14 protein-coding genes are annotated in these 16387 nt (G+C 48.6%); all 14 read right to left on the bottom strand.

Translation table 11 applies throughout. The features are described from left to right. Window positions 1–7 precede the first annotated feature (7 nt). The 14 genes from NIA71_RS06400 to murD all read right to left on the bottom strand — a co-directional run bounded on the left by NIA71_RS06400 (window position 8) and on the right by murD (window position 16381). Window positions 8–2386 carry an endonuclease MutS2 gene (locus tag NIA71_RS06400; RefSeq protein WP_148396330.1) on the bottom strand — a complete coding sequence of 793 codons (2379 nt, stop codon included), beginning with the start codon at window positions 2384–2386 and terminating at the stop codon, window positions 8–10. A gap of 9 nt (window positions 2387–2395) precedes the next feature. Beyond that, the gene (zapA, locus tag NIA71_RS06405) at window positions 2396–2986 is read right to left on the bottom strand and encodes a cell division protein ZapA (protein ID WP_148396329.1); all 591 of its coding nucleotides are present in this window, start codon (window positions 2984–2986) and stop codon (window positions 2396–2398) included. A 14-nt stretch (window positions 2987–3000) separates the two neighbouring features. Next, a complete protein-coding gene (gene pheT / locus NIA71_RS06410) occupies window positions 3001–5433 on the bottom strand; it encodes a phenylalanine--tRNA ligase subunit beta (RefSeq protein WP_253019962.1) in 2433 nt (810 codons plus the stop codon). A 12-nt stretch (window positions 5434–5445) separates the two neighbouring features. Beyond that, on the bottom strand, window positions 5446–6468 hold the full coding sequence (pheS, locus tag NIA71_RS06415) for a phenylalanine--tRNA ligase subunit alpha (protein ID WP_148396327.1): 1023 nt from the start codon (window positions 6466–6468) through the stop codon (window positions 5446–5448). 32 nt (window positions 6469–6500) lie between these two features. Then, complete coding sequence (locus NIA71_RS06420; protein WP_253019963.1) at window positions 6501–7268, bottom strand: TrmH family RNA methyltransferase; 768 nt, start codon at window positions 7266–7268, stop codon at window positions 6501–6503. 188 nt (window positions 7269–7456) lie between these two features. Continuing rightward, window positions 7457–8575: a cell division protein FtsZ gene (gene ftsZ / locus NIA71_RS06425; protein ID WP_148396325.1), complete on the bottom strand. Its 1119-nt coding sequence runs from the start codon at window positions 8573–8575 to the stop codon at window positions 7457–7459. A 189-nt stretch (window positions 8576–8764) separates the two neighbouring features. Further along, a complete protein-coding gene (locus tag NIA71_RS06430; RefSeq protein ID WP_148396324.1) occupies window positions 8765–9124 on the bottom strand; it encodes a small basic family protein in 360 nt (119 codons plus the stop codon). Between the two features lie 4 nt (window positions 9125–9128). Beyond that, entirely contained in the window at window positions 9129–9833 is a 705-nt protein-coding gene (locus NIA71_RS06435) for a DUF881 domain-containing protein (protein ID WP_148396323.1), read from the bottom strand. Window positions 9834–9844: 11 nt separating this feature from the next. Further along, window positions 9845–10570: a DUF881 domain-containing protein gene (locus tag NIA71_RS06440; protein ID WP_148396322.1), complete on the bottom strand. Its 726-nt coding sequence runs from the start codon at window positions 10568–10570 to the stop codon at window positions 9845–9847. A gap of 9 nt (window positions 10571–10579) precedes the next feature. Further along, entirely contained in the window at window positions 10580–11434 is an 855-nt protein-coding gene (locus tag NIA71_RS06445) for a cell division protein FtsQ/DivIB (RefSeq protein ID WP_148396321.1), read from the bottom strand. Then, window positions 11421–12683: a UDP-N-acetylglucosamine 1-carboxyvinyltransferase gene (murA, locus tag NIA71_RS06450; protein WP_253019964.1), complete on the bottom strand. Its 1263-nt coding sequence runs from the start codon at window positions 12681–12683 to the stop codon at window positions 11421–11423. The genes NIA71_RS06445 and murA overlap by 14 nt, the downstream gene beginning before the upstream one ends. Before the next feature lie 54 nt (window positions 12684–12737). Beyond that, complete coding sequence (murG, locus tag NIA71_RS06455) at window positions 12738–13838, bottom strand: undecaprenyldiphospho-muramoylpentapeptide beta-N-acetylglucosaminyltransferase (protein ID WP_148396319.1); 1101 nt, start codon at window positions 13836–13838, stop codon at window positions 12738–12740. Window positions 13839–13850: 12 nt separating this feature from the next. Further along, the gene (gene ftsW, locus NIA71_RS06460) at window positions 13851–14978 is read right to left on the bottom strand and encodes a putative lipid II flippase FtsW (RefSeq protein ID WP_148396318.1); all 1128 of its coding nucleotides are present in this window, start codon (window positions 14976–14978) and stop codon (window positions 13851–13853) included. Between the two features lie 26 nt (window positions 14979–15004). After that, window positions 15005–16381: a UDP-N-acetylmuramoyl-L-alanine--D-glutamate ligase gene (gene murD / locus NIA71_RS06465; RefSeq protein WP_253019965.1), complete on the bottom strand. Its 1377-nt coding sequence runs from the start codon at window positions 16379–16381 to the stop codon at window positions 15005–15007. Window positions 16382–16387 lie beyond the last annotated feature (6 nt).

Consider the following 16387-nt stretch of genomic DNA (forward strand, 5'->3'; position numbering starts at 1 on the left):
GCCACCTCTATTTCAGGGAAACAACGGTCACGCCGTCTCCGCCTTCATCAAATTTTCCTTTTCGAAATCGTTTTACATGTCTATGGCCCCGCATCATATCCTGCAGCCCTTTCATGAGAACGCCTTCGCCGCGTCCGTGGATGATGGTAACCTCTTTCAGACCTGCCATGGTGGCGTCGTCCAAATATTTGTCCACATCCATGGCGGCATCGTCCAGATTTTTCCCCCGCACATCGATGGAGATGGAAACGTTCTGGGCTTTGGCTTTATACATGCTGCCATAATTCTTTTTGACTTTTTTCGGCCGATTGATATCCAGTGCTCCGCCTTCAATAAGCATGATATCATCCAGATTCACCTTAGCTTTCAGGATTCCCACCTGGACCATCAGCTCTCCTTTATCATCGGGCAGAGATACAATTTCGCCCTTTTGATCCAGGCTCAAGACCTTAACCCGGTCTCCCAGCTTGAGATCTTCCGGCGCTACCGGATTATCATTTACTTCGCGAATAACCTTTTCTCTGTATTTCCCTGCCGCGTCTTTGATCCGCTTGCGGTTTTCGTCGAATTTTTTATTCCTCTGACCCAGGCTCTCGATTTTTGTCAGCTCGCGCAGTTCCTCCTGAACCTCTTTGGAAACTGCCTTAGCTTCCTCAATCATCCGTCTGGCCTCAGCCTTGGCCTGGTTAAGAATCTTCGTTTTTTGTTCTTCCAGTCTGCGGGTCTGTTTATCCAGCTCTTCTTTTTGCTTCTTCATAGCGATATTGAGCATCACCGCCTCGTCCCGCTCTTCCTCTGCCGCTTTTCGATCGGCTTCCAGTGCGGAAATGACTTCTTCGAACTGGATATCGCCTCCGTCCAGGAGTCTCCTGGATTTTTCAATGATCGCTTCGGGAAGACCCAGCTTTTGAGAAATTTCAAAGGCGTTGGATTTTCCGGGGACTCCGATCGCCAGCCGGTAAGTGGGACTCAGGGTTTCCACATTGAATTCCATGGATGCATTCTCCACTCCATCGGTGGAAATGGCATATTTCTTCAGCTCCGTGTAATGAGTTGTGGCGATGGTCTTAGCCCCCTTCTCATAAAGGCTCTCCAAAATGGAAATCGCCAAAGCCGCGCCTTCCGTCGGGTCAGTTCCCGCACCCAGTTCATCCACTAGTACCAGACAATCCTCTCCTGCATTTGTTACAATATCCACGATATTGGTCATATGGGAAGAAAATGTGGAAAGGCTCTGTTCGATGCTCTGCTCATCGCCGATGTCCGCGAAAATTTCCTGAAAAACAGGAATTTTGCTGCCGCTGGCCGCCGGTATATGAAGCCCGGTCTGAGCCATCATCGACAACAGGCCTACTGTCTTCAAAGTTACGGTTTTTCCGCCTGTATTGGGTCCGGTTATGACCAGGGTGTTGTAGCCGTCTCCAATGGAAACATTGATCGGCACCACTTTTTTAGAGTCTATGAGCGGATGCCTGGCTTCTTTAAAGATCAGTTCCCCGCCCTGACTGACGGACGGCTCTTCGCCGTGCTGCAGAGCGGACAGCTTGCCTTTGGCCATAATCACATCCAGCTGGATCAGCAGCTTCTGGTTGTTGAGAAGATCGTGATAATGCTCCGAAACAGCGCCGGACAGCTCTGCCAGAATACGGTCGATTTCGGCTTTTTCCTGCAATTCCAGTTGGCGCAGTTCGTTGTTGAGATTGACGATCACCTGGGGCTCAATGAACACGGTAGCGCCGGTAGCGCTCTGATCATGGATGATCCCGGGGAATCTGGCCCGATGTTCTGCTTTAACGGGAATGACGTATCTGCCGTCCCGCATCGTAACGATGGAATCCTGAAGCAGCGTCTTATTATCCGACGAATTGAGGATTTGGTTGATCCTCGCTTTCAGAGCATCGTTCTGGCGAAGGATGGATCTGCGTATATTTTTCAGATCCGGACTGGCATTGTCCGCCATCTCGTCCTCTGACAAAATGCAGCGGTCGATTTCATCTTCCAGCCTTTTGTGTACCGCGATCACTTCCGCGATGCTTTCAATGATGGGCAGAGGCGGAAGATCGCTCTTGAGAAAGGTGGTTACCCTCCTTGCAAGAGCCAGGTTGTACAGGACCTGCAAAAGCTGTTTCATGGTTAGACTGCCGCCTTTTCTTGCTAAATGCAGACTATCCTCAATATCATAAAAACCACCGAGCGGCAATGGTCCTTTATGGACGATCAGTTTCACCGCTTCTGTGGTTTCTGCAAGCATGTCCCGTATTGCGGGTACTTCATGAGAAGGCGTAAGCTCTGAAATGATTTTTTTCGCCATTTCAGAGCCGGCCTGTTCTTCTAATTTTGCTATGATCTTGTTGTATTCCAAAACATTGATCGATTTTGTTTTCATTTGTTTCCTTTATTCCATATTTCGTCTGTATGTCTCCAACTCTTTTTTTAGCTGGAGATTTTCCATCTGAAGGTCAAAGAAACTGTTCTCAAGCTCCTTGCATTTGGCCTCGGCTTCATCGATCGCCTGCTGAGCTTTCTTTTTTGCTTCTTCCAGGGTCTGCTGGGCTGCTTTCTGCAGTTCATCCTGCAGTTTTTCCGCGGCCATTTTCAGCTCCTGGATTTCCCGCTCTTTTGCCGCGGCCTTCTGGGTCATCTCATCGCGCTGACTGGCAACGCCCTGATTCTCCTCCTTGTATTGGAGGAAATTCTTTTTGGATTCATCCCAGAGCTGAACGTAATGCTGCGCATCCTTTTCCAGCTGGACATTGAGCTTTTTCAGTTCTTCAACCTCTTCCTTGCTTACAAAACTTTCATCGGCAATGTTGACTGCCGATAAGACTGCCAGGTCGGTAACCGAGCAGGACGGCGCCGCGCTGGCGATCTCGTGCATCTGGTTGTCCACGTAAGCAGCTACCTTTACGATCTGCTCCCTGGGCTTTTCACCGGATATCACATACTCCTGTCCGTAGATCTTTACACTTACTTTGTTGCTTTCCACAGCTTACCTCCCCTTTAAATTTCCCTTAATACTGCATTGACTTTTTCTTTCAGCGCTTCAAGGACTTTATCATGAACTTTTGCTACGTCTTCATCGGTAAGGGTCTTGTTTTTATCTCTGTAGGTCAGAGCAAAAGCTACGCTCTTCTTTCCTTCGGCCACCTGTTTGCCGCGATAAACGTCAAATAGCTGTACCTTTTCCAAAATTGCTTTGCCTTGTTCCTTGATAATGCTTTCTATATCACCTACTTGGATGTCCTCATCCACAAGCAGCGCAATGTCTCTTGATGTTGCAGGGTATTTAGGCAGAGGCTCGTAAGCCTTTTCAATATTGGCGTGGCGGATCACCGAGTCGAAAAACAGCTCGCAAACGTACGATCTGGTGCCGATTCCAAATTTCTCCGATACATCCGGGTGCACTTCTCCCATGATGCCCAGTTCCTCATCGCCTACCGATATTCTGGCGCAGCGTCCCGGATGATATACGCCGTATTGACTTTCCGCCTCAAAAAGGGTTTCCTTCACGCCCAGAACTTTCAGCATTTCTACGATCATTCCCTTGAGCGTGAAGAAGTCCGCATCGTTTCCATAGATGCCGATGCAAAGTCCGGTCTGCTCGTCGGGAAGCTTTTCCGGGTCGATCATATTGGTCATGAAGGTACTGCCGATTTCAAAGGCGCGGACAGCTTCAATATTTCGTGAATAATTTCTGGCCAGGACCTCCAGCATATTGGGGGTGAGAATGGTCCGCATTACGGAGTTTTCTTCTCCCAGAGGGTTGGTAATCTTTACAAAATCCCGTTCCCAGGAATCTTCATCGATCCTGACGTCGTCCACCCCTTTCGGGCTGACGAAGGAGTAAGTCTGTACCTCGTTGGCACCCAAAGCGCACAGGGTATCCCTGGCCAAATCCACCAGGGTCCGTTCTCTTGACTGTCCTGCTTCGGAATTTCCCTTGGGAATGGTGACCGGCAGCTGATCGTAGCCGTACATCCTTGCCACTTCTTCGACAAAGTCCACTTCTGTCAGTAAGTCCTGACGGATGGTGGGCGGGGTTACTTTCATGATGTCCCCTTCGCCTTCCACGATCATCTCCAGGCTCTCGAAGATCCCAGTCATATCCTGACGCGAAAGATCGGTTCCCAGCACATGGTTGACCCGGCTCACTCGCACGTCGATGACAGGCGCCTTAAATTGGTTTGGATAAACGTCCACCGTTCCGGACGCCACTTTTCCGCATCCCAGGATCTCGATCAATCTGCATACCCGATCGGCGGCTGCCTGGCACAGGTTGGGATCGATTCCCTTTTCAAATCTGGAGGAAGCTTCTGTTCTAAGGCCCAGTTTTTTTGATGTGGCCCGAACGCTGTCTCCGTTGAAATTGGCCGATTCTATTAAAATAGTTGTCGTATCCTTTTCGATTTCGGAATTGAGTCCTCCCATGACGCCGGCGATGGCTACGCCCCGCTGTCCGTCTTTAATCAGCAGCATATCCTCTGTGAGAGTCCGCTCTGTGTTGTCCAGGGTTGTAAAGGTCTCGCCTTCCCGGGCCCGCTCGACGATGATCCTGTTATCAGCGATCTGACGGATGTCAAAGGCATGGATCGGCTGTCCGAATTCCAGCATAACAAAGTTGGTAATGTCTACAATATTGTTGATGGGACGCATTCCGGCGTACATCAGTCTCTTTTGGAGCCACCAAGGGGATTGTTCAATCTTGACGTCGGTCACGATTCTGGCCGCATAACGTCTGCACAATTCCGAATCCTTGATCTCCACCTGAATGAAATCCTTTGCCTGCTTGTCGGTTTCATCGGTACAGGCTGTGTCCGGATACTTGAGGCTGCCGCCGAAGGTGGCTGCCGCTTCTCTGGCCATTCCCACCATGGACAGACAGTCCGGGCGGTTGGGGGTGATTTCAAAATCCACCACCGCCTGCTTCAGTCCCAGCGCCTCAGCAAAATCCTGGCCCAGAGGATATTCTTCCTCTAGAATCCAGATTCCCTCTCTGTGGGCCACCGGAACTACCTTGTCGTCAAAACCCAGTTCCCCTGCGGAGCACAGCATGCCGAAGGATTCCACGCCCCTCAGCTTACCCTTGGTAATCTTTGTTCCGCCTTCTTCCTTTTCTTTTCCGTGGAGCGGTCCGGGAATCCTGCTCTTATGAAGCGCTACCGGAACATATGCTCCCTCGAACACATTGGGAGCACCGGTGACGATCTGCACTGGTTCATCTTTACCTACGTTAATCATGCACACCACCAGCTTATCGGCATCCGGGTGTTTTTCTATTTTGTCAATTCTGCCTACCACCACATTTTCCATTTCTTCGCAGAAATATTCACAGGTCTCCAGATTGGAGCCCGACATGATCATGCGGTCGCAGAATTCCTTTGTATCTACATCAATATCAGTATAATCTTTCAGCCACTCGATTGGAACTAACATCTACGGCACCTCCTATTTGAACTGGTTGATGAAACGCATATCGTTTTCGTAGAAAAGACGGATATCATCAACGCCATACTTTAACATTGCAATTCTTTCCACACCCATGCCAAAGGCGAATCCGGTGTATTTTTCCGTATCGATTCCGCCTACTGCCAGAACGTTAGGGTGTACCATGCCACAGCCGAGAATCTCAATCCAGCCGCTGCCTTTGCAGATTCGGCAGCCTTTGCCGCCGCATTTGAAACAGGAAACGTCCATTTCCGCGCTCGGTTCGGTAAAGGGGAAGTGATGCGGTCTGAATTTGGTCTTTGTAGAAGATCCGAAGAGCTGCTTTGCCATGCTGTCCAAGGTACCCTTTAAGTCGGCCATGGTGATTCCTTCGTCCACGATCAGCCCCTCTACCTGATGAAACATCGGCGAGTGGGTGGCATCCGGCGTATCACAGCGGAAGCATCTGCCCGGCGCGATGATTTTAATCGGCGGCTGCTGGCTCATAAGGGTTCGAATCTGTACAGAAGACGTGTGCGGCCTTAAGACCGTATCTTTTGCAATATAGAAAGTGTCCGTTACATCTCTTGAAGGATGGTTCTTGGGAGAATTAAGGGCGTCAAAGGCATTGAACACGCTCTCAACCTGGGGGCCTTCTGCGATGGAGTAACCCATGGACATAAAGATATCCGAAATTTCTTCGATGGTAATGGTGATCGGATGTTTTACGCCCAGGCTCATATCTTCGCCCGGCTCCGTTACGTCGATTTTCTCCAGTTTAAACTGCGCTTCCTTTGCGGCGGCTTTTACCTGCGCAAACTTTTCTTCCAGCAGGGTCTCTACTTGGTTTCTCACTTTGTTGGCGGCCTGCCCCAGTTCTTTTTTCTCATCCGGCGAAAGCTTTTTCATGCCTTTTAGAATTTCAGTCAGCTGGCCTTTTTTTCCCAGTACCTTAACCCGGACCTCGTCCGTTTCGGCCAATGTCTTTGCCTTTTCTAACTGTTCTTTTGCCTCCTGCAAAATTTTGTTTAATTGAGTTTGCATATGTTTTTACCTCTCCAAAATTAGTCTTTTATCTATCTCATGGACTCATACATCAGAATTCCCGCCGCCACGGAAGCATTGAGGGAATCGATATCGCCGTCCATTGGTATCTTGATGATCCGGTGGGCCATTGCCATCAGCTCCGGAGAAATGCCATTTCCCTCATTGCCGATGATCAAACCGATGTTCCGCTTCATATCCACATCGTAGTAATACAAATCCGTATCAAATCCCGTAGCAAATATGGTTTTTCCCGCGGCCTCCAAAACCGATACGGCCTGCGAAGGCGAATCCGCGGAAAACACGGGCATGCGGAATAGGGAACCTGCTGCTGCGCGAACGATTTTTAAGGAATAAAGATCGGCCGTTCCCTTGATGGTCATAACGCCGCTGTAGCCGGCCGCGTCCGCCGTCCTGATGATGGTACCGATGTTGCCCGGATCCTGCAGGCGGTCCAGCAGAACCACATTGCCTGATTTGCGGGCTGTCTTTTTCAGGAATTCTTCTTCCGTCAGTTCCCGCGTTTCCACAACTGCCAGAATGCCCTGAGTCGTCTTCGTCTGGGCCAGCTTTGTAAAAAGCTTGTCCTCCATAAAAACGATTTCTTCGGAAAAGTCAGGCCGCAGGCCGCTGCTTTCTACTACCGCGATCACCTTTATCCGTTGTCCGCTTTCAATGGCTTCTCTGACTAGCTTCTCTCCCTCGATCAGATAGAGCCCTTCCTGATCCCGGTGTTTCCGCATGGTCAGTTTGCTGCACAGCTTGAATATTTGGTTTTCCTTTGATGTAATTTTCTTCATATATTTTTTATAACGCAGGAAATATCGTCTTGGACGATATTGACGGAGTTTCAAAGAACGTACCTTGCGAAGCGTCGCTGCTTGTCAGCGACATGTGTGCATAGGAATCTTTGATTTCGTCATGCGCACGTTTTTTATGAAGAAAAGCCGGTTCATCACCGGCTCTTCCTTATTATACAGAATTGGTTCTACTTGGATGATAAGAAGGGCGGGATTTTAAAGTCGTTATCGATTAGGCTGCCGCTTTCTTTTTCGTTCTTTTCGTCCAAAATTGAGCTTGTGATCTCGCTCTCTTTCTTTTCTTCACCGGTATGCTCCGGCATCAGATCGCCTCCCAGAAGATCGGCGCTGGGTCTGCTTTCAAAGCCAGTGGCAATGACCGTGATAAAAATCTCGTCTTTGATATCTTCTTTGATCGCCGCTCCGAATATGATGATGGCGTTGTCATCCGCCGCCTTTTCAATTTCGCTGGCCGCTTCGTTGGCTTCCAGCATTCCCAGGTCATATCCGCCGGTAACGTTGATGAGCACTGCTTTAGCTCCATCAATACTGGTTTCAAGCAGCGGACTTTCAATAGCATCTTTGACTGCGTCGGTAACCCGGTTTTCCCCGGATCCTTTTCCCACACCCATATGTGCGATGCCTCTGTCCTTCATAACCGTGGTTACATCTGCAAAGTCCAAATTGATCAGCGCATCGTCGATAATCAGTTCGGAAATGCCCTGTATGCCTTGTTTGAGAACTTCGTCAGCCATATCAAAAGCTTCCAGAAGGGAAGTATTTTCTTCCACTGTTTCCAGGAGTTTGTCATTGGGAACGATCACCAGAGAGTCAACAAATTTTTTCAAAAATTTGATTCCCAGCTCAGCATGCTCCCCGCGTTTTTTTCCTTCAAAGGTAAAGGGCTTAGTCACTACGCCTACGGTGAGAATTCCCATATCCTTGGCAACTTTGGCAACGATGGGCGCCGCCCCGGTTCCGGTGCCGCCGCCCATACCGGCTGTGATGAACACCATATCCGCACCGGTTATGAACTTGGACAGGTCTTCCAGGTTTTCTTCCGCTGATTTCTGGCCGATCTCAGGGTTGCCGCCCGCGCCCAGTCCTTTTGTTAATTTTTCGCCGATCTGCAGCTTGGTTTCCGCTTTGCAGCGCGAAAGCGCCTGCTTGTCCGTATTTATCGCTATGTAGGCCACACCCTGCATGCCTGCATCTATCATTCTATTCACTGCGTTACATCCGCCGCCGCCCACACCAACTACTTTTATTTTTGCCGGTGTTGACTCGTTCATTTCAAATTGTAACATCAGAAACTACCTCCCATACTTTTTTATACAACTTACCGTCATTTATAACCCGCAACCTGCAATAAAGCAGGTTTCATGTACGCCTCTTTACGGCCTTGCCGCAAAAGCCATTGCGTACATTATAGCATAAAGAAACGGCCTATGCACCTGTTTTTCCAATTAAAATACCACTTTTTTACCGTAAAAAATCTACATTTTCTGCTGTTTTTTGTCGCGATATCTCTGGATGATGATTCTTCGGATGGCAGCAAGATTGTTAAAAAGCCTGCCGCCGAATACAAAGATAGCCGCATAATAAAGGGGAATCCCCAGTTTATCGCCTACAAAAGTCAGTACTCCTGCCAATAACGCATTGGTTATGAACCCTGAAACGAAGATGGTGGTATCGTACTTCTCCTCCAAATCGGCCCGTATCGCTCCCACTAAAGAGTCCATCGCCGCCAGCAATGCCATCGTAATGTAAAATGTATATTCTGTGGGATAAGTGATATTCAGCGCGAATCCGCAGATCAGTCCCAGAATCAGCGCGATTGTCATTGCGATAATCAAATCATCAGTCCCCTTTCTGTTCTTTCATATAGAGAAAATACGGAGTTTTGTCATACCCAGCAATTTCAATGCCGGAAGTGGATTGGATTTTGAACTGAACGCCCCATTCCTGGAGTTCCTTTCCATAGCCGTAAGCGCCGATAAGCCGATCTGTCAATTTGGTACTGTCTCCGATTGCACAGATGACAAAGGGCCTGGCATAAGTGGTGCCGTTGATACGAACCGTATATCCGGCACAGGACACGGAAGTGGTTTCGATGATCCGCTGTCCGTTGACGGATATGGCTTCTGCTCCCGCTGCTTTCAGTTCATTAATAATCCGCAGGATATCATTATCGTGCACCAGGAGGCTGTTAATTTCGCTTCCATTTTTTACCGGACCAGTACCGTCGTCCACCGTAATGACAACACCCTCGCCGTGAACGGTCTTTGTACCGGCAAACATGCGATTCTTCAGCAAATCGCTTTTCAACGCTTTTTGCAGCTTTTTTCCGTCTTCTTTGTTGTACAAGGTCAGATTATTTTCGGCCTGGGATATCAATTCTTCCACTTCGGAAAGCGCCTCTTTTTCAGCTTGGATCTGGGCTTTATAATCATCCACTGTTTTCTGTGAAACATACAGCCGCTCGCCGTCGGTCATCTTTGCCTGAATCATAATGCCTGCTCCGACCAAAAAGCAAAGCGCCGCCACTCCTAAAATCTTCTTCATCTGCACGCACCTTATTCGTCTTTAACCGGCTTTGCGTATTTGAAATTGATCACACCCGTATAACGGGGGATCTCAATACGGTCTTTCTTTTTGGTGGTAACAATCAGTCCTTGATTTTTCATGGTTTCAACCACACCGGCGCGTATGGTAATAGCTGCGTCCATAGTATCACCCGGACCGATGGCGTTTATGGTGTAAGGCTGGGCCGTTGCTTTGCCGTTAATATTAATATTGTCGCCCGCCAGACTGATTTCCGTAGTCTGAACAATACGTTCCCCATTGATGGAAATTGCCTCGGCTCCCGCCTCTTTTAACTTGTTGACTACATTGAGCAAATACTCATAATTATAGGCGATGAGACTGAAATCCTCCGCCCCTTCTACTTTTGCCGGTGGATCTTTTATTTCCACCACAAGACCGGGCCCGTAAACATCCACCAAGCCCGCCAGCATTTTATTTTTTTCATTTTCTTCGACCATGGATTTTACCGAACTGTTCTCGCCAGCCTTGCTCTTCTCAATCTCTGCCATCCGATCTTCCAGCTCCCCAAGGCGGGAAAGCGCCGCTTCCTTTTCCTCCGTAGCCTCTTTCAGCTGCGCCTCGTATCCCTTAATCTTGGCCAGAGGTACCAGCGCTCCCTGATCATCTCCCTCTGTAGTGCTGATTTGTATGGAAATAATGAATCCGATTAAAAATGTCAGCACCGCGGCAACGGCAATCCCTTTATATTTTGCCATGATTGTCTCCTATTTGCTCTTTATGTCGACGGAAAAATACTCGTCATCACCAACATTGACAACCGCTTTTTTCTCACCTTTTTTATACAGATCATAGATCACGGCCTGAAGATTTCCTTCTTCCATGCTTTTCAGCAGGTTTTTCGTCTTTCCCAGACAGTAAAGCTGATCCGTCACATAAGCCTTAACCACCACTTCAGAAACGTCAATCTGTTTAAAATACAAATCTGCTTTTACCATTTCGTTAAGAATGCGCATGGCTTTATGATAATTGGTCTCCTCTTTAACCGACACTGGCTTGTTTTCCTCGGCATCTGCGATCGTAATGCCGCTTAAAAGAGTCAGCTGGGGCGCCTGCTCTGCGATCTGCAAGACAACTCCCTCGCCGTCGATCACTACATACTCCTTATCTTTTGCCAGGATAGCAAGCTCCTGCCGTTCAGCAAGCTCGATGGTGACTGTGTCCGGAAGCTTGCGCTTTATCTTCGCTTCTCGGATAAACGGATTTTCTTCCAGCTTGTCCGCGCATGTTCCGCCCTTGAAGGAAAATAGGTTCATTCCTGTCTTAAGGCCGGCCATTTCCTGTATCTGTTCAGCAGTAAAATGAGTACTTTCCGCCACATTGATGGTTTTGATATTAAAAATGCTTGACCGCAGGAAAAAATAGAGGCCTACACAAATGAGAATCAAAAGCAGCAGCTTCAACACGTACCGCTTCTTTTTCCGTTTCTTTCTCGGTACTTTATTCGCTGATACTTCAGAAGGGGCGTGCTCCGGCGCCCCTTCTATGTATTCCCTGTTTTCTTCGTCCGGGCTACTTGATTCCTGCTCCCAGTCGAATTGTTTTGTCTCATGTTTTCTCATAATGCTTTCCGATATCCCCGCCTAGTTTTTTCAGTTCTCCATGAAGATCGCAGTAGCCCCGCTCAATATAATGGACATTCTGCACGATGGTCTCTCCCTGCGCCATCAGGCCGGCCAGTACCAGCGCCGCCCCGCCGCGAAGATCTTCTGCGGCCACACACGAGCCTTCAAGGAACTCTACTCCCTCTATTATAGCGACTCTCTGCAAAATTTCAATATCTGCGCCCATTTTTATCAATTGCTGCGTATATTTAAACCGATTTTCAAAAATAGTTTCGATAATTCGGCTCTTCCCCTCGGCAGCAGTCATGATTGTCGTGAATTGGGGCTGCAGATCGGTGGCAAAGTCGGGATAGGGGCCAGTTTGCACCTTTCCCACGCCGCAAAGGCGCTCGGGCCCTTTGAGCCAAATTTCATGAGGCTCCCTCCTCACCTTGCATCCGGCATGTTTGAGATACTTCACAAGGGATCTTAACGCTCCGCTTTCGATTCCTTTCACCAGCAGTTCTCCGCCGGTTCCGGCGGCAGCCATGAGAAAGGTTCCCGCTTCGATGCGATCGCCCATGATAGAATGCTGGCTACCATGGAGAGGCAGACCGCCCTTAATGGTAATCTGGGATGTACCGGCGCCTTTAATCTGCGCGCCGCAGCCATTTAAATACGTCTGTAAATCCATGATCTCCGGTTCCCTGGCGCTGTTGTGGATCACGGTCTCCCCTTTTGCTCCTAAGGCGGCCAGAATAACATTTTCCGTTGCTCCCACACTAGGGAAGTCCAGTATAATATTGGTTCCAGTCATTTGATTGCCGGTAAACTCCAGTTTCTGACCATCCTCTTTCATGGATACACCCAGCTGGGAGAGGGCTTTAATATGTATATCGATGGGCCTTTTTCCAATGGCGCATCCGCCCGGCTGGCTGATCACCGCTTTGCCGCAGCGCGTCAGAAGGGGCCCCACTAAAAAGATGGAAGACCGCATCTTTTCCATTAGGGCAGAAGGCACTTCATATTCTATTAACCCCGCCGTATCAACGAGAACACAGCCTCCGTTCTCCTCAGTCCTGCATCCCAGCGATCTAAGAATTTCTCCCATAATGGCCGCATCTGAGATGCGCGGACAACCGGTAAACAGATTTTCATCATTGGTGACAATGGAGGCGGCCAGGATCGGCAGAGCAGCATTTTTTGCTCCGTTTACCTTGTATTCCCCGCTGATTGGATTCCCGCCCCGTATATGATAGCTTTCCAAATTATAAAACACCTCCAAAACATACTTCATAGTATGCTGGAGGTATCTTTTAAGTTACTGGATATCCAGATTGTTGCAAATAATCTCCACCGCGTCCATGGGCGCGCACTCTTTGCTGCGTCGGGACATTTCCGCGATCTTCTGCGGATCGTTTTTCAGTTTCATAATCTGGGCGATCAGCTTTTCATTATCCATATCCTTTTCTTCGATAATGACTGCTCCGCCGTGGTCAGCGACCGCTTTGGCATTATAATACTGGTGGTTGCCGGTAACGATGGGCGACGGAATAAAGATCGCCGCTTTGCCGCAAACCGTCACCTCCGCGACGGTCAACGCTCCGCTCCTGCTGATCACCAGATCGGATGCGGATAAATATTCGTCCATATTGCTGATATATTCCAAAATATGAATGTTATCCGCCAGTTTAACGCCCCGCTCCTCCCGCAATTCATTGAGGATGGCATCGTAATACCTGGTCCCGGTAGCCATGCAGACCTGAACGTTCTCCATTCCATTGAGCACTTCAATCACACTGAGCATGGCCTTGTTGATTCTGCCTGCGCCCTGGCTGCCGCCGAAGACCAGCAGAATGAAATCATCTTCAGAAAATCCCAGCTTTCTGCGGGAAGCGCGCCGATCAGCGTTGAAGAAGACGCTTCGTACCGGATTTCCGCAGATGACATGCTTTTTCCTATGTTTAAAATATTTCTGCGCTTCCGGAAAGCCCAAAAACATTTTTTCAACGTACTTTTCCAAAAGCTTATTGGTTACGCCCGGAAATGCATTCTGCTCGTGGGTATAGGTTTTAACCCCTGCTTTATGGGCTGCCCTCACTACAGGTCCGCATACATATCCGCCGGTTCCAATGACCAGATCCGGATCGAATGCTTTAATCAGCTGCTTGGCCTGCTTGCTGCCCTTGCTGAGCTTTTTCATAACTTCGATGTTTTTCAGCGGATTTTTCCGGTTGAATCCCGCCACGGTAATGAATTCGATCGGATAACCGTTTTCCGGTACGATCTTCTTTTCCAAACCGTGCTCCGTACCGACAAAGAGAATTTGGCTGCCCGGATAACGTTCTTTAAGTTTGTCTGCAATGGCGATGGCCGGATAAATATGTCCGCCGGTGCCGCCGCCTGTCATAATTACTTTCATTGATCTTTGCTCCTATTTTACCTCTGCCGTATGCCGTGAAATATTTAAAAGAATTCCCATCGCTCCCATAAACAGCATCAGCGCATTACCTCCGTAGCTGACAAAAGGCAGTGTGATGCCGGTAGGCGGCATGGACGAAGTAACAACTGCAATATTTAAAATTACCTGAATGGCAACCATGATGGTAATGCCGGCTGCCAGCAGGGTCGCAAACTGATCGGGCGCATTGACAGCGATATGGATTCCCCGCCAAATCAGCACCGCATAAGCGATCAGCAGCAGAATAATTCCAATGAATCCCAGCTCTTCTCCGATAATGGCTAAGATAAAGTCGTTCTGCGGCTCCGGCAGGTAGAGATTCTTTTGAATGCTTTTTCCCAGACCGACGCCGAAAAGTCCGCCCGATCCCAAGGCCATCAGGGATTGAACAACCTGGAAGCCGTCCCCCAGAGGGTCGGCAAAGGGATCCATAAAACTGGTAATTCGCTGGGCCCAATGACTGTCGGGATTGGCGATGATGATTCCGGCAACACCCAGCGCACCGGCTCCCACCAGACCAATACAATAAAACCAGCTCAACCCAGCCACAAACATCATAAGGACCACAATCGCCACCACTGTGATCGCTGTGGACATGTTGGGCTGCTTTAAAATCAATCCTCCATAAACACCACAGATAAGAAACAACGGCAGAATGCCCCTAGTGAATGACCTAATCCTCTGCGGTTTTTCGCTGAGAAACCACGCCACAAAGATGATCAGCGCAATCTTGGCAATCTCGCCGGGCATGATGGTAAAGCTTCCTACTCCCAGCCATCTGGTTGCTCCATTGGTCGTCTGTCCCACTCCGGGAATCAGCAGCAGTACCAAAAGGATGAAACTGACCGCTAATGCCGGCAGCGCAATTTTTTTATAATGACGATAATCAAAAACAGCCGTGAAAATCATCAGGCCGAATCCCAGCACTGCCCAAATCACATCTTTAATGAGATAGTTATAGGGCGTACCGTTCTTAGACTCGTTGATCGATTGATAATAGCTGGCGCTGAAAACCATGATCACCCCAAAGACCACCAGTCCCAGCGTCAGGATCACCAACAAAAAATCCCCTGATCTTAAATTTTTGCTTTTCCTACTCATTGACCTCTCCAAACTACCCGGCTCCTTTATTTTTCCAGTCTTGCGACACAGTTTTTAAAGTGTTCGCCCCTTTGTTCAAAGCTGGTGTACATATCCCAGCTGGCGCACGCAGGAGAAAGAAGGACCGTATCGCCCGGCTCCGCCAGCCGGAAGCCTTCCTTCACACACTCTTCCATGTCCTTTACAATGATCGAACTTGTGAACCCGAGTTTTTCTCCAGTTTCTTTGATCTTTTCCGCTGTCTTTCCCAGCAGGACCATATGTTTTACCTTTCCGTTGAAAGCCTTGATCAATTCCTCATAAGACGACCCTTTATCATAACCGCCTGCAATAAGGACAATTCCGCCGTCTATGGCCTCTACAGCTTTTATGGAAGCATCCGGATTGGTTCCTTTGGAATCATTGACAAAGCGCACTCCGTCAACCTGTCCGCAGTATTCGATCCGATGCTCCACACCTTGGAATTCCTTTAAACCCTGGGTGATCACATCCGGTTCAATCCCTGCAAAATATGCGATGGCAGCCGCCGCAAGGGCATTTTCCAGATTATGACTCCCTGGAATGATCAGTTCATCTGTTCTGCAAAACGGATGAACCTGGCCGTCTTCATCCCGAATAACAATTCTTCCATCCTCTACAAAGGCGCCGAAATCCAACTTCTCCATCCTGCTGAAAGGAACCACCTTGGCCTTGCAATGCTCTGCCAGCGCAAAACAAGCTTTATCATCATAGTTTATTACCAAATGCTGACTTTCATCCTGATTTTCGAAAATTTTCGCCTTTGCATTTCCGTAATTCTCCATGGTCTTATGGCGGTCCATATGGTCCGGCGTCAGGTTGAGGATCGCAGAAACCACCGGTTTAAAATATCTGGTTGTTTCCAGCTGAAAGCTGCTGGTTTCTGTAACTAACCAGGAGTTTTCTTCTGCGGTTAAGGCCTTTGAAATAACGGCGACACCGATATTTCCCACCACATAAGTCTTTTTCTTAGCCTTTTCAAAGATTTCTCCCACCAGTGTGGTTGTCGTTGTTTTTCCATTGGTGCCGGTGATGGCAATATAGTTTCCGTGACCGATCCGATAGGCGATTTCCAGTTCACCGATAATTTCAGCGCCCTTGTCCCTTGCTTCCCGGATAAAGTCCAGTTCAGGCGAAACTCCCGGACTTAGGATCAACATATCAAAAATGCTCATATCTTCCGGATTCTGCCCAAAGCAGCAAGTAACAGCTCTTCCCTCCAGAAAAGCCAGAAGCTGAGGGTCTACCTCTTCCACGCACTTTGAATCTTGTACGTAGACCTTTGCCCCCAGCTTGAGCGCTGCCTGTACGGCTGCTTTTCCTGATCTTCCCAATCCGATTACTAATACGTTTTTGTTCCTGATATTATCTAAATTCGTTCTCATAACTCT

The sequence above is a fragment of the Ihubacter massiliensis genome (assembly GCF_024125305.1).
GTDB lineage: Bacteria > Bacillota > Clostridia > Peptostreptococcales > Anaerovoracaceae > Hominibacterium > Hominibacterium faecale.